Source organism: Rhabdaerophilum calidifontis (assembly GCF_008641065.1).
Taxonomy (GTDB): domain Bacteria; phylum Pseudomonadota; class Alphaproteobacteria; order Rhizobiales; family Beijerinckiaceae; genus Rhabdaerophilum; species Rhabdaerophilum calidifontis.
Genome location: NZ_VTRS01000002.1, coordinates 375065 through 391809 on the forward strand (window position 1 = coordinate 375065; position 16745 = coordinate 391809).

The window sequence follows — 16745 nt, forward strand, 5'->3', positions numbered from 1 at the left end:
TGCGCGCGCGCTTGCGCGCCTCCGCCGCGCGGATCGCGCCGTCCATCGCGCCATCACCTGCCGGCTACCGTCTGCGCCTCGATCCGCTGGAGCCGCGGCTGCTGCTGAGCGCCGATCCCGCCGCGCTGGCCTTGCCGGCGCTGCTGCCCCAGCAGCAGGATCATGACGTGCTTGTCCGCCTCGCGCCCGAGGGTGCGTCCGGGCCGGCCGCCGCCCGGCAGATCGAGGTCGTCCAGCGCCAGCGGCCCGAGGAAGTGATCGCCCGCTACGAGATCGGCGCGATTTCCGGGCTCGAGATTTATGGCGGCGCCGGCGCCGACCGCGTGACGATCGATCTCGTTTCCTTCGCGGGGAGCGAGGCGCCGACGATCGCCTTCTTCGGTGCGGGCGGCGACGATTCCGTGACGATCCTCTCCGCCGACACGCTCGACTGGAGGCGGAACGCGGATGGCAGCATCACGATCGACGGGCCTGTCGATGCCCGCTTCCACGATGTCGAGGCGCTGGCCGGCGGCGCGGGGACGGACCGTCTGCATGGCGGCGCCGGCGATACGGGCTGGATCATCGACGGGGCCGGTTCCGGGCGGGTCGGCGATCTGCGTTTCGCCGGTTTCGAGGATCTGATCGGCGCCGCCGGCAGCCATGACATCTTCACCTTCGAGGCCGGCGGCACGCTCGCCGGCGCGGTCGATGGCGGTGCGGGCGGGTTCGACACGCTGGTAATCCGCGGCGGCGCCGTGGCCTCGCTGGTCTCGACCGCGACCGGGCCGGATTCCGGCTCGATCCGCTACGGCAGCCAGACCGTCACCTATCGCGGCCTCGAACCGGTCGAGCTCGACATCGCCGCGACGAGCTATACCTTCAACATCAGCGACCTGACGCCGGGGGACGATTCGCTCCCGACTACCACCGCGAGCATCGTCCGCCTGGTCGATATCGGCACCGCGAATGACGGCTGGATGCTGCTCGACAGCGTCAACGGCACATTCGAGGACCAGAAGTTCCGCATCACCGGCGCGCTCGAGACGCTGACGATCCGGCTCAGCTCCGGGCGCGACGAGATCACGCTGCAATCGCTCGACACGGTCTTCGCCGGCAATCTCACCGTCAACGCGCTCTCCTCGGCCTATGATCCCTTCGCGACCGGCGGCCTCCTGCCGGGCGACAACAACCTGACCAAGAACAGCGTCATCCGCGTCAATGGCGATATCTCGCTGCCGGGGCGAAACCTGACGCTGAATGCCGACACGATCTATGTCGGCACCGTGCTCCGCCACACCGAGACCGCCGGCGATTGGAGCGGCGACAAGAACGCCGTGTTCCGAGATCTCCGCCCCGTCGGCGCCGATACCGGCATGCGCGCCGCGCTCGCGACCGACGGCGATGGCCGCATCGTCGAGGCCTGGGTCACGGTGCTCGGCTCCGGCCCGCGCGTGGTCGGCGACACGATCCGCTTCGCGCATCCGGGCGATTCGACGCGGACCATCACGTTCAAGGTCGAGAACTGGGGCTTCTCGGCGCGGGTCAGCGACCAGAGCGGCGCCATCACGCTGCCGGCAAGCCAGACCTTTCGCGATCTCTCGCCCACCTCGACGAGCGGCGCCGGCGCCGGCATGCGGGTCAGCGTCGAGACCGACGGCGCGGGCGCGCGGACGATCATCGTCAACGATCCGGGCACCGGCTACGCGGCCGGCGATCTGGTCCGGTTCGACATTGCCGGCCAGGTGCTGGTGCTGCGGGTCGAGGCGGTGTCGCAATCGGCGGTCGTCAGCACACAGAAGGCCGGCGGCAATGCCGGCAATATCTGGCTCGGCGGCATCGAGCGCACCAATCCCGCGGATGGCGTCAAGGCTGGCGGCGGGCGCGTCGTCGCGCTCGGCCCCAATGCCGAATTGCGCGCCGAGGCCGACACCGCCGGCAAGAAGGCGGGCAAGATCACGATCGCGGTCTCCGATACCGCCTTCCGCGCCGCGAGCTGGCCCTTCGACTTCACCTCGAAGGACACGCGCATCACCATCCACGGCGCCACCCTGCGCGGCGGCAATGTCGAGCTGCTCGCGACCTCGAGCGATCTCGCGATCGCCAACGATGTCAACAACGTGCCCCCGATGATGAAGGGGCTGACCGCGACCGCGACCAATCTCCTCAGCCAGATCCCCGGCGGATTGATCGGCACCCTGACCGGCATCGATGTCTCGGTGATCATCCGCGAGGCGAACGCGCATGTCTCGCTGGCGGATGCGACGATCGTCAGCACCGCCTCGGTCGATGTCTCGGCCTCGACCAAGGTCAATACCGAGGTCTACGCGCTCGCGATTTCGGGGAGCCCGATCTCGGATGCAACCGGCGTCGAGTTCGCTGCCGGCTACGGCCTCGCCAAGAGCGATGTCTCGGCGCTCGTCGTCGGCACGACCAATATCGAGGCGGATCTCAATGTCCGCATCCGGGCGAGCGGCGAGGCGACGGCGCGCACGGTTGCGCGCGCCTCCGCCAATCTCGTCAGCTTCACCGGCCAGCCGGCCGATCCGAATGCGGTGACGATCGCCATCGCGCTCGCGCATTCGGACCTGACGGCGACGACGCGCGTGATGCGCGAGGCGACGATCTGGGCGAAGAACGGCAATGTCAACGCGGTCGCGGCCGGCGTGACCAAGGCGACGGCGGACGGCTCCACTGTCGGCTTCATCGACGGGCGCGGCGGGCTCGGCGCGGTGCTGGGGCTCGACATCTCCGAGGTCCGCGCCTTCCTCGACGGCACGATCAGCGCCGGTGCCACCGTCTCGGGCTCGGGAACGACGAAGCCGATCGACGATATCGACCGCGATCTCGATCTCGCGAAGGACACGATCCGCATCGCCGATCACGGCTTCCGCAACGGCCAGCTCGTGACCTACACCGCGCAGAACCGCGCCGGCGGCTTCGCGCCCGACCCCGACAAGCCCGCCCAGATCCAGGGCGCGGTGCTGGTGCCGGGCGAGGCGATCGGCGGGCTCGCGGACAAGAAGAGCTATTACGTCATTGTCATCGACAAGGACACGATCCAGCTCGCGGCGGCGCCGCCGCTCGACCTCGATCTGACCGGCGCCAATGCCGGCTCGGACCACAAGATCGAGGTGCCGAAGACGCTGTTCTTCGATCTCGACCCGATCGATGCCGCGAACGACACGGTCCGGCTCGTCGATCACGGTTTCTCCACCGGCGATGTCGTGCGCTTCACCAGCGCCGGGCCGGATTCGATCGGCCTCGTCAGCGGGCAGGATTACACGGTCGAGAAGATCGACGACACGCTGTTCAGGCTCATGAGCGGCGGCGCGGTGGTCCAGCTCGTCGCCCCGCTCAACGGCGGCACCTTCACCTTCACGCGCAATGGCGCCGCGCGGGAAGTGGTGGCGGGGCGCGTCGACGCGGCCGGCGAACGCATCCTGCTGCGCGACCACGGCTTCACCGGCACGACGCGGGTGATCTACGCGCCGGTCTCCGACGATGCCGACAATATCATCGGCGGGCTCGCCAACGAGCGCGAATACCTGCTGGAGGCGATCGACGCCCACAGCTTCCGCCTGCGTGACGCGGTGACCGGCGCGATCATCGACCTTTCGAACCCGGCCGGGCCGGGCGCTCACGCGCTCTCGTTCATCGGCAAGACCTTCGTGTTCAAGCCGACAAGCGCCCATGTCGATGCGGAGCGCGATCTGTTCAAGCTCACGGGGCACGGGCTCGCGGACGGGCAGGCGATCGTCTATTCCGCCGCCGACACCACCGTGACGCGCACGATCGTCCAGCCGCCGCAGCCCGGCGAGACCGTCGGGCGGACGCTCAATGTCTCGATCCAGGACCCCGCGATCACCGGGCTGGAGCATGGCCGCACCTATTGGGTGGTCAAGGTCTCGGACGACACGTTCCGGCTCGTCGACGACCCCGCGCTCGTCAAGGCCGTCAAGGCGATCGACCTTACCGCGAAACCCTCCGGCATTCCGGCCGGCTCGCGCGCCTGGCACACGCTCGGCGACGACACGACCCTGACCGACGGCGTCGGCGTGCAGGCCTCGCTGAAATCCGATGTCCGCGCCGTCGCCAAGCCCGAGGTCGGCGGCAAGTTCAACCCGACGAAATACAAGGATATCCTGAGCCGCGGCGATGTCGCGCTCGCCGCCTTCTGGCAGAACGCCTCCGCCCAGAGCGGCAAGATGCCGAAGGATCAGAACGGCAAGGAACTGCCGATCCAGAACAACAGCTTCTCCGGTGCCGGCGCGGTCGGTGTCACGGTGGGGCTGCATGATGTCCGGGCCGTGATCGGCGACAATGCCACCGCCGCGGACCGGACCTCGATCCGCTCGCAGGGCAATGTCGAGGTCAATGCCTCGATCGAGCAGAAGACCCAGATCATCGCCCAGAGCCAGGTCTCCAAGCCCAAGGGCTCGAACGGTTCCGCGGTCTCGCTCTCGATCGCGGTCGCGGTCTTCGACAACGATGCCAACGCCCTGATCCGGGGCTTCTCGGATGTCGACGCCTACGGCAAGGTGGATCTCGGCGCCAAGACCACCTATCCGTTCCTGATCCCGCCGGTCCAGGTGCTGACCGGCATCCCGCAGGATATCGCCGACCGCGGCATCAGCGCGGTGACGACGCTGCTCGACGGCACGTTCGGGGTGGGCACCAAGCTGCTCAACACCTGGGTGATGTCCTACGGCAAGGCGGCGGAATCGAAGGCCGTCGCGGTCTCGGGCTCGATCGCGGTCAACACCTATCTCAACACGACGAAGGCGATCGTCGAATCCGGCGCCAACATCAACCAGCTTGTCGATGCGGCCTGGTCGCCGGGCGACAAGCAGAGCGTGGCGCTCAAGGCGACGCTCGACATGCAGCTGATCGAGCTGGCCGGCATCGGCAAATGGTCGCTGAGCGAGAGCCCGATCGGCAAGGGCATCTACGAGAACAAGTTCGGCCAGCTCTGGGCCGGCGGCGACGTCATCGACGTTTTCGGCCGGTCGAGCGGCAAGGCGCTCGGCGGCTCGATCCTCGTTTCGATCCACGAGAACGAGACCAAGGCGCGTATCGAGGGCGCGGCGAAAGTCAATACCGGCGCCAAGGGCAAGCTCTCGCTCGATGCGACCGAGAGCATCTTCCGCATCTCGATGGCGCAATCGGGCGGCAAGATCGATGGCGGCAGCTTCGCCTTCGCCGGCAGCGCGCTGGCGACGCGCCAGCGCAGCGATACTCAGGCCGGCATCGTCGCCGATGCCGCGGCCGGCCCCGCGATCGGCGGCGGCGGCGATCTTTCGATCAGCGCCAAATCCGGCGGCTTCCAGCTCGGACTCGCGGGCTCGATCATCGTCGCCAATGTCAGCCCCGGTTCGGGCAGCGCCACCGGCGTCGGTTTCGCCGTGATCGTCAACGATATCGAGCGCGCCACCCACGCCTTCATCGGCGCCGACCCCACCGATCGCGACGGCGTCGACAACGAGGCCGATCTGACCCCGGCGGGGCGGGTCGCGATCTCGGCCGGCTCGATTTCACTGACATCGACGCTCGGCGGCGACCACAAATACAACGACGGCATCGCCGACCGCAGCTACAAGAGCGGCCTCTACAGCTTCGTCGGCGCCGCGACCGTCATCACCTCCGGCCCCACCCCCTCGAAGGACAACCCCGTCCAGGGGCCGAAGCTGCCGAAGCAGTTCGGCGAGGACATCCATATCGACGGCACGAGCGGCATCGGCATCGCCGGCAGCGCGCTGGTCAATGTCGTCCGCGATACGTCGAAGGCCTATATCAACGCCTCGGGCACCATCATCGCCACGCGCGCCAGCGTGCCCTCCGGCGATCCGCGCCCGGTTCTCGGGATCGAGGCGCTCAACGACCAGCTGATCATCGGCGCGGCCGGCGGGGTCTCGATCGCCAAGGCGGGCGGCCAGTCCGGCGCCGGCGGCACGACGATCGGCGGCGCCTTCGTGCTGAACCAGATCAGTTCGACCACCCGCGCGGCGATCGCCAACCGCCTGACGCCGGGCACGGACCCGAACGGGCTCACGATCGTCACCAACGGCGCCGATGACGACCGGCCGCATCCGCAGGGCAAGCCCTATGACAGCGAGGTCCTGCTCTCGGCCGAGCGGACCGGGCTCGTTTTCGCCTTCTCCGCGGCGCTGAGCGCCAATCTCAACACCTCCGGCACCAGCAACGCCGATGCCTTCGCCGGTTCGGTCTCGATCAACCGGCTGGTCGACGATACCCGCGCGGTGATCGACGGCGCCGCCGTCACCACCCACGACGCCACGCTCCGGGCGCGCAACACCGCCGATCTCTACGTGATCGGCGGCGGCGGCGGGGGCACGGCCGGCGCCAAGGGCATCGGCGCCTCGATCGCCTATAACCAGCTCGCGGCGAACACGCTTGCCGGGGTCACAGGCGATGTCCGGCGCGGGGCGCTCACCGCGCGCGACGGCAACGCGATCGCCATCGAGGCCGTCAACGATCAGTCGATCCGCACCTTCGCGGTCTCGGTCGGCGCGAGCACCGGCCAGGGTGGTACCGGTGCGGCCTTCACCATCGCGATCAACATCATCGCCAATGGCGAGGAGGTCTTCGCCCGCGGCAATGCCGGCCGCATCGAGGCGGCGATCCGCAACGCCGATGTGATCGGCGGTGCGATCAGCCTGAAGGCGCAGGACGCTTCCGTCATCACCGCCATCGCCGGCGCGCTGGGCATCGCCACCAACGGCTCGGGCTATGGCGCCGCGCTCGGCTGGAACCAGATCGCGGTCAATGTCCGCACCGCCATCGAGAACGCGACCGTCACCGCCAGCGGGCCGGTGAGCCTGCTCGCGCAATCGACCGAGGGGGATCTCACCGATCTCGGCCGCATCGGCGCGGCGGCGATCGGCGCGGCCGGCGCGGGGGGGCAGGGCAACGCGGTCGGCGCGAGCCTTGCCATCAACGGCACCTACAACACCACCGAGGCGGTGATTTCGGCCGCGACGGTTGTCGCGAACGGCGCCGGCAACGGCATCGCCGTGCGCGCCGAGGACGAGACCACGATCCGCGCGCTCACCGGCGGCGTGGCCATCGCCACCGGCGGCAACGGCGTCGGCGCGGCGCTCGCCGGCAATTACATCGCCAACGAGACCAAGGCGCACATCATCGGCGCGACGGTCAGCGCTGGCGGCGATGTCGATGTCGCGGCGCGCTCGGAGGCGGCGATCGACACGCTGACCCTCGGGCTCGGCGGCGGCAAGGACGTGGCGTTCGGCGGCTCGGTCTCGACCAGCGTCATCACCAACACGACCCGCGCCCAGATCGAGGGCGCGTCGTCGGTGACATCGGGTGACGATCTGCGCGTGCTCGCCACCGCCGACAACCGCTCCGTCACGCTCGCCGGCGGGTTCGCCGGCGGCGGCAAGGCGGCGGTCGGGATCTCGATCACCAATGTGACGATCGTCAATGTCACCGAGGCGATCGTCGACGGCACCGCGACCCTGCGCGCCAACGGCAATGACGGGATCGGCATCACCGACATCACCGGCGCCACGCGCTCGGGCGTCTCGATCGAGGCGCGGTCCGGGCAGGAGGTGGTCATCGTCGGCGTCGGGGGCGCGGTCAGTTCCGGCACCGGCGCCGGGGCGGGGGCGCTGACCGTCACCTATATCGACGACACCGTCCGCGCGCTGATCGGCGATCGCACCATGGCGCCGGCGGCCGGGCAGGGCGTGTTCTCGAACGACGATGTCAACATCGTCGCCATGGGCGATACCGTTCTCGTCGGCGTGGCCGGCGCGCTGGCCGGCGGCAAGGCGGTCGGGGTCGGGATCGGCGCCGATGCCGGCGTGCTCAAGCGGCGGATCGAGGCGGCGATCGGCGCCATGGTGCGCGTCGAGGCCGAGGACGATGTCGTCGTCCAGGCCATCGGCGGGGCCCGGCAGGTCTCGGTCTCGGCCTCGGCCGGTTTCGCGGGCAAGGGCGCCGGGGCCGCGAGCGTCGGCGTCACCTATTTCGACCTGACGACGAAGGCCTGGATCGGCCGCCTCGCCATCGTCGGCTCCGATGGCAATGTGCTCGTCTCGGCCGAGGACCGGACCGATCTCGACCAGATCGCCGGCTCGGTGGCAGGCGCCGGCGCGGGCGCGGTCGGCATCGCGGCCGGGGTCGGCATCCTGACCAAGACCACCGAGGCCTATATCGGCGAGGATGCGAGCGTCACCGGCCTGGCGGCGGCCGGCAAGGCCGGGATCCTCGCCAATACCGGAGGCTTCACGGCGCCGCTCGGCTTCACGGCGCCGGCCACGCCGCCGGCGGGCGGCGACCGTTACATCGATCTCGCGACCGATACGTTCCACATCGCCGATCACGGTCTCGAGGTCGGCGACGAGGTGATCTATTCCTCGCCGAGCCCGCTCGCGGGCCTCCAGGACAAGACGAAATACGTCGTCATCGCCCGCACGAAGGACACGTTCCGGCTCGCCCTCGCGCCCGCGGCGCCCGGCCTGCCGGCCCTACCTCTGGCGATCGGCGCCGGCGCCGACGCCAATGCCCAGCACCTGCTGCGCCGCGTCGACAAGCAGGAGGAGGGCGGCAGCGCCGATTTCGCCACCGCTAATGTCGATTACGCGACCGACACGATCACCGCGCGTGCCCACGGGCTGACCACCGGGCAGGAGATCCTCTACACCGCCGAGAGCACGGCGCTCGGCGGGCTTTCCGGCGGCGGGCGCTATTACGTCATCCGCGACGGCGCCGATACGTTCCGCCTCGCGCAGACGCGCGACCTCGCCTTCGCCGGCACCGCGATCGACCTGACCGAGCGGCGGGATTCCCGCAACGCCGTGGTTGGCACCGCGCTCGACCGGCATGTCGTGCAATCGCTGAACTCGACCGGGGTTCCGGTGATCAGCAACAGCGAACTCGACGATGCCTCGGTCTTCGCCGACGGGCTCGACACGCCGGCCAGGGCCGTGCGCCAGGGCGTGATCGTCGTCGCCGTCAGCATCAACGACCTGACAAGCGCCGGTGTCGGCGTCGCCATCGCCGGCAAGGGCGCCGGTGCGCTCGCCGGCGGCACCATGGTGCACACGATCGATACCCGTGCCTTCATCGATCGCGGCGCGCGGATCAATGCCGACAATACCGGCGCCGGCGCGAACCAGGATGTTATCGTCGCCGCCGGCCGCACCTATGACGGGCTGGCGATCGGCGCCGGGCTCGCGGGCGCCGGCGGGTTCGCGGCGGCGCCGGGCATCGTCGTGCCGGTCGTCAAGGGCGAGACGCGCGCCTTCATCCAGGGCGAGGCCGCCGGCGCCTATGACACGATCGTCAACGCCGCCCGTGATGTCGGGGTCACCGCGCTGGCGACGACGCGGATGGTCGCGGTCGGCGCAGGCATTGCGCTCGCCGGCAAGGTCGGCATCGGCGGCTCGGCGACGGTGTTCATCCTTGATACCGGCACGCTGGCGACCATCGAGGGCCGCGTGCGGGTCACCGTCGGCAACAATGTCCTCGTCGCGGCGAGCGACGACACCATTTCCTACACGGTCACCGGCGCGGTCGGCGTCGGCATCGCGGCCGGCGGCGGCGCGGGCGCGGTCGGCGTGAACAGCCTGACCAAGCGGAGTGTCGCCACGATCGGCGGCGGCGCGATCGTCGATGCCTTCGCCAACGGCGCCACCATCCTGACCGGCATCCCGACCGGGAGCTGGACGGCGAGCGGCTTCGCCACCGCGCCGATCCGCGGCGTCGCGGTGCTCGCGCAATCGAGCGAGTTCCTCTACGCCATCGGCGCCAGCGTCGGCGGCGGCCTCTATGCCGGGATCGCCGGCGCGGTGATGGCGAACATCGTCGATTCCGACACCTTCGCCGCGATCACCGGCGGGGCGGAGGTCAACCGCAACACGGCCGCGGCCTCCGCGGCGCAGAATGTCAGCGTCAGCGCGACCAACCGGCTCGACATCGTGACGATCGCCGGCGCGGTCGGCGTGTCGCTCGGCGCCGGGATCGGCGCCAGCGTCGATGTCGGCATGATCCGCAGCGACACGATCGCGACGATCGGCGGCGCCGGCACCATCGTGCGCGCCAAGGACGATGTCGATGTCAAGGCGCTGTCGATCCGCTTCATCGACAGCGTGACCTTCGCGGCGGCCGGCGGCATCGTCGGGCTCGCCGGCGGCATCGTGGTCTATTCGGTCGGCGGCAATTTCTCCGACAGCTATTCGGCGAGCAACGGCAGCTCCTCGCAGAGCGCCGGCGCCCTCTCGGGGGATGGCTCGACCGTCATCGATTTCATCGAGGAGACGCTCGGCGCGCTCACGGGCGAGCTGAACGCGAGCGATTCCGGGATCCCGGCCTTCAACCCGCAGGCGGCGAATGTCGTCGATCTCGCGGCGAACACCATCGATCTCGGCGCCGATTACGGGCTCTCCACCGGCGATACCCTGCGCTATTCGTCGGGCGGCGGCACGGCGATCGGCGGGCTCGCCGATGGCGGCGTCTATTTCGTGATCGCCGACGCGACAAACCCGAACCGGGTGCGGCTCGCGACGAGCCTCGAGGCGGCGCGCGCCTGGTCGGCGACCAACGACACCGCGATCGACCTCACCGGCACCGGATCCGGCACCGCCCACAGCCTGGTCGGCGCCACCGGGACCGGCGCGGTGCTCGGCAATTCGGCGCGCGCGAGCGCCGGCCAATCCGGCAATTCCGCGACCGGGCGCGTGCAGGCGGCGACGCGGGCGAGCGTGCCGGCGAGTGGCACCACGGCGGGGATCGAGGCCGGCGCCACGATCGAGGCCCGCGATCTCGACGTCATCGCCCGCGCCTTCACCCGCCTCGATGTCCGCGCCGCCTCGGTCGCGATCGGCGGCGGCGCGATCGGCGTCGGCCTCGCGGTGGTGACGCTCGACACCGATGTCCAGGCCTATATCGACCGCGGCACCACGATCACCGGCCTCGCGCCCGCATCCGGCGGGCTGAATATCGTCGCCGATCTCGACAACCGCACGCGGGTGCTGGCGCTGGCCGGCGTCGGCGGGCTCGTCGTGCTCGGCGGTGCCGTCTCCCTGGTCACCGATACCTCCTCCGCCCAGGCGCTGCTCGGCGCCCGGCCGGGCGAGGAGGGCGGCCGGGCGGTGATCGGCGGCTTCGGCACGGTTTCGCTCGATGCGGATGGCGACATCACGCATCAGATCGCCAACGGCGTCGGTGCCTTCGGCGTGGCGGCGCTCGGCGCCGCCGTCACCGCCAGCACCGTCACCTCCGATGTCGTGGCGCGGATCGGCGAGGCGGTCGAGATCGGCGAGGCGGCGGCGCGGGTCGGCGCGGTGACGCTCGACGCCACGCGCAACGTGACGATCGAGCCCTATATCGCCGGCGATCCGATGAGCATCGCGATCTCGGTCGGCGGCCTCGGCGTTGCCGCCGGCGGGCTGGTCCTCGATATCGGCGGCAATGTCGCGGCCCGGATCGGCAAGGACGCGCAGCTCCACGCGAGCGGCCGCATCAGGCTCGGCGCGACCGACACGGTCAAGGCCGAGGCGATCAAGCTCGACGGCGTGGCCGGCGGGCTTGCGGCGATCGGCTTCGTGATCGGCCGCGCGACCATCGCGCCGAATGTCCAGGTCGCGGTGGGGCAGGGCGCGCGGCTGCGCGGCCAGAGCTTCGAGGCGCGCGCCACCGGCACGGTCTCGGCCCGGGTCGAGGTTCTGGCGGCGAGCGGCGGCATTCTTGCCGGCAGCGGCATCGATTCCCGAGTCACCGCCACGCCGACAACCAAGGTCGAGATCGGCAAGGCGGCGGATCTCGTCTTCACCGGCGACATGGTGATCGAGGCGAAGTCGACGACAAGCGCCACCGCCTACGGGCGGCCGGAAAGCTATGGCGGCATCGCGGTGATCGTCGGCGGCGGCGAGGCGACGCTGACCACGCTGACCCGCGTCGATATCGGCGAGGACGCCGTGCTCGATGCCGGCGGCAATCTCGATCTGCTCGCCCAGTCGAGCGATACCGGCCGCGCGGAGGGCAATGGCGGCTCGGGCGCGCTGCTCGTCTCGGTGATGGAGGCAAAAACCCGGCTTGCCGCCACCGGCACGACCGCGGTGGCGATCGGCGACCGGGCGCGGCTTCATGCGCGCGGCGGCGAAGCCGGCCGGCTGACGATCAAGGCGCTGAGCGCGAGCACGATGGATTCGATCGCCAGGGTCGATGGTGGCTCGCTTGGCGTCGGCGGCACCACGGTCGCGGATCTGATCCATTCCGGCGCAACCACGACCGAGATCGGCGCCGGCGCCCGGGTCGAGACGCGGGGCAGGGCCGAGATCGTCGCCGCGGTGACCACGCTCGATCTCGAGACCGATGCCGACACCAAGGTCGCGGGCCTCGCCGGCGGCTCGAACGCGACCGCGACGCTCGCGACCGCCGCCGGCAAGCCGCTTTCCGCGGCGAGCACCCTGCTCAAGGCCGGATCGGTGGTCATCGGCGAGACCCGCGCCGATATCGAGGCCAAGCACGCGCAGATCCGCGTCTTCACCGATGCCGATGCGCGTACCGACGCGCTCGGCGACGCCAATGCCAAGGTCACGACGCCGTTCTCGATCTCGAACCGGGTCGAGACCGAAGGCGCGTCCGGCGCGCTCGCGGCCTCGTCGATCCGCACCAAATCGCTCAATGTCGATGCCTCTGCGCCGCAGACGCCGGACCTGACCAACGATGCCGAGGAATACCCCGTCGGCGTCCGGCGCAACGGCGAGGAGAGCGCGCCGACCGATTACAAGCGCGTCATCGTCTTCAATTCCGATCTGCTGCTGATGGGGCCGACCAACCCTTATCTGGAGATCGACGCGGGCGGCAATGTCGTGCGCCGCGAGGGCATCGCCGCTCCGGTCATCGATCGGGTCGCCAACACGATCACCCTGCCGGATGTCACGAATTCCGCGCTCGGCCTCGGCACGGCGCGGTTCACGATCACGCCCTGGGCGAGCGATCCGAACCCGGCCGGCTATTCCGACCCCGCCGATCCGGCGCTGAAGGCGCCCGGCGCGCTGCCGGGCGAGAATTCCATCGAGGGCAACGCGACGATCCGCTTCCGCACCGCCTTCGACACCGTGACGGTGCTCAACGATTCGACGATGCGCCTCCTCGTCGGCGCGATCGACCCGGTGGCCAGCGCCCCGAATCTCACCGGCAGCATCATCGTCAATGTCACCGATCAGCGCGGCTTCCTGCGCAGCCTGAGCCAGGATCCGAACGACACCGCGATCGAGATCCGCAATCGCGGCGCCGATCCGCGCACCGATATCGTGCTGACCGGCGCGATCCTCAACGCGCGCGGCTTCACCACCCTCGTCACCGCCGCCGGCGATGTGCTCGCAACCGGCACCGAGACGCGGATCGAGAGCCGCACGCTCGAAATCTCGGCGCTCTCCGGATTCGTCGGCACGGCCGCCGATCCCGTCCGCACCACGCTCGCGCCGCTGGCGGGGCGCGTGGGCGACGCCTCCTGGCTGCGTTCGACGACGCGTGACGGCATCCTGCTGCGCAATACCGGCGATCTCGGGATCGACCGCGTGACGGTCACCGGCGCCGGCCAGCGCGCCGATCTGCGGACCACGCTCTCGATCCGCGACGCGCTCGCGGGCGAGGCGGCCAATGTTGCGGCGGATTTCATGACGCTCGAGGCCGGGCTCGGGGCGATCGGCGCGCCGGATGCGGCGCTCAGGATCGATGCCCGCGCCGCGGCCGACGCGCTGGTGGCGTCGAGCGCGACCGGGATCGCGATCGTCGATACCGCCGGGCTGCTCTCGGTGGCCTCCGCCCGCGCGACCGATGCGGGCGATATCGCGCTCGCGACCCTCGATACCGGCCTTTCGGGCGAGGATATCGTCTTCGGCGCCGCGGCGGATGTTCAGGCCTTCGCGGGCAATGTGCTGATCGAGGCAGGCGACGACATCACCCTGCCGTTCGGGGCGACGCTCGCGGCCCGCGCGGCCGGCACGGTGACGCTGCTTGCCGATCTCGCAGGCACCGACCCCGACCCCAATCGCGGCGCGGTGCTCGACCTGCGCGGCCGGATGACCGGCGGCTCGGTGCTGATCCGCACCGGCCGCGACGGCGACCGTGTGGCGCTCCAGCGCACGCTCGCCGCGACGACGATCGAGACCGGCGATGCCACCGACGAAATCCTGATCGGCAGCGCCGCGACCCCGACGACGCCGCTGCCGCCGGCGGGCACGCCAAGCTTCCTGACGACTATCGCGGCCGATCTCACACTGCGCGGCGGTTCGGGAACCGATTTCATCTATCTCGACTCGACCGGCTCGGCGCAGAACCTGAGCGGCACCTTCACCCATGGCGACGTGGCGGGCGCGCCCGGCCTCTCCGAGCTTACGGGCTTCGGCATGGGCGGCGCGCTGCGCTTCGAGAACGACACGACCGGCGCCGATATCGACACGGTGGAGATCGGGCTCGGCGCCGGCGATGATCGCGTCGAGGTCCGCTCGACCGCGGCCAATCTGCGCGCCTCGATGCGGCTCGGCGCCGGCGACGACATTGTGCGCGTCGCCGGCCTCGACGGGACGCTGAACGCAATCCGCGGCCCGGTCTCGATCGATATGGGCGCCGGCACGGATGCGATCGAACTCGATGATTCCGGGGATCCGGAGGCGAATGCCGGCCTTCTCGGCGGCCCGAACGCCAACCGCGTCATCGGTTTCGGCATGGGCTCGGCCAGCCAGACCGTGATCAATCCCGACGGCGGCGTCACCTATTCGAACGCCGAGAGCCTGCGTCTCGCGCTGGGCGCCGGCGCCGACGACGTGCGGGTCGAGGCGACATCGACGCGCACGGTTCTCGATGCCGGCGGCGGTGCGGATACGATCCGGGCCGGCGGCCAGCTCTCGGCTTTCGCCGGGCGGCTGGTGCTGGCGGGCGATGCGGCCGACCGGGTGACGATCCTCTCGGATGCCGTTACCGACGCGCTGCTCGATGCCGCGGGCACGACCGGGTTCTTCGCCGCCACCGGCATGCCGCAGCCGATCGAGTTCAGCGGGCTCTCGGCGCTCGACATCCGGCTGAGCGCCAGCCCGGACCGCATCACCATCCGCGCGACCGCTGTGCCGACGAATATCGATCTCGGCGGCGGCGACGATGTCGCGCTCGTCGACGCGCTCCAGCATGCGAGCCGGATCATCCTTGGCGCCGGCAACGACACCGTGCTGCTGCGCGCCGCCGATGCGCCGCTCGCCGTGGACGGCACCGGCGCCGGCACCGATACCTTCGTCATCGACCGCTCCCTCACCAGTGCCGCGATCGATGGCCGCATCACGGACGGCGCCACGCCCGGCACCGCGACCATCACCGGCATCGTGGCGGGCACGCCGGCGCTCGAAGGCATCGAGGTGCTCGAACTCCGGCTCGGCACCGGCAATGACCGCTTCACCATCGATATTGCCGACGCCCTGCCCGAGAATGGCCGGTTGATCGTCGATGGCGGCGGCGGCGACGACCGCATCATCGCCCGCTCGATCGCCCGCGCCACCGGCGCGCGCACCGAGGCGCGCGGCGGGCTCGGCGAGGACACGCTCGAAATCCCGATCGCCGGGCTTCCGGTCGCGGATTCCTTCACGGCGCTCGACAAGGATGTCGAGATCCTGGTGATCGACAACCGCACGAACACCCTCGGCATCGACTGGACCTTCAACGGCACCATGCTGAGCGCCGCCCGCGGCGGCGTGCCGATCGGCAACATCGTCTCGGCGGATGGCGCGCGCCTGACGCGCGTGCTCGGCGGCTCGAACCCGGCGGATCCGGCCGAGAAGGATTCGCTCACCGTCGTCAGCCCGACCAATGCCGACGTGACGGGGATCATCCGCGGCGAGTTCATCGAGCTGCAATCCGGCCTCGACGTGCTCGCGGGCCGCGATTTCGATACGTTCCGCGATTACGAGACGGTTCTCAGCCTCGACGGGCTGATGGACGGAACAAGCTATATCGAGGACGGGTTCCGCCTCGCCGGCACCATCCGCCGCTCCGATGCGGTCAGCCCGGCGCTTCAGCTTCAGGCCGGGGAGAGCGTGACGCTGGATTCGGTCGCGGTCGCGGGCTTCGATCTCGACGTGATCGAGTTCGCCGCCGTGCCCGGCGCCGGCGGCGGCACGGTCTCGCTCTCCGGCCGCACGCTCAACGGCAGCGTGATCGCGCCCGTGACCTTCGCGATCGACGCCGATTCGGGCTTCCGGCGCGAGATCGCGAAGCTGTTCCCGTTCTTCAATCTGCGCGAGCTGACGATTTCGGTCACCGCGGGGGCGGCGCTCGTCGACAACATCGTCGCGCGGCGCACGGTGATCGGCGGCGGCGCCACCCCGGTCGCCACCGTCAACACCGTGACGATGTCCGGGCGCATCGTCATCGATACCGGCGAGGAGAACGGCCGCGCGCCGTCCATGTCCGGCGCGATCGCGGACGCAGCGGGAATCCTGGTCCTGTCGGTTTCGCAGGGACGCGCGCTGTTCACGGTCAACGGCAATCTCCACATCGCGGCCGGCACCGAATTCGTCGTCACCGGCACGCGGCCGGTCTCATTCGATGTCCGCAATGACGTGACCATGGGCAGCGAGGGCGTCGCGGACAACGATATCCGGCTCAAGCTCACCCCCGGCACCGCCGGCGGCGGCCTTGCGGGCGGCGCGGCTTCGGGCGGCGCCGGCGGGTCCGGCGGCAGCGCGGCGCAGGGCGGCGGCAACGGCGCCAATCCGACCGCCGGCTCG

Annotated in this window: 1 protein-coding gene; it reads left to right on the forward strand. The window is 70.3% G+C overall.

Annotation, left to right across the window (positions count from 1 at the left end):
- Nucleotides 1-11 precede the first annotated feature (11 nt).
- Nucleotides 12-16745: LEPR-XLL domain-containing protein (locus tag FWJ24_RS06435; RefSeq protein ID WP_166443605.1), on the forward strand; the 16734-nt coding region annotated here is incomplete at its 3' end.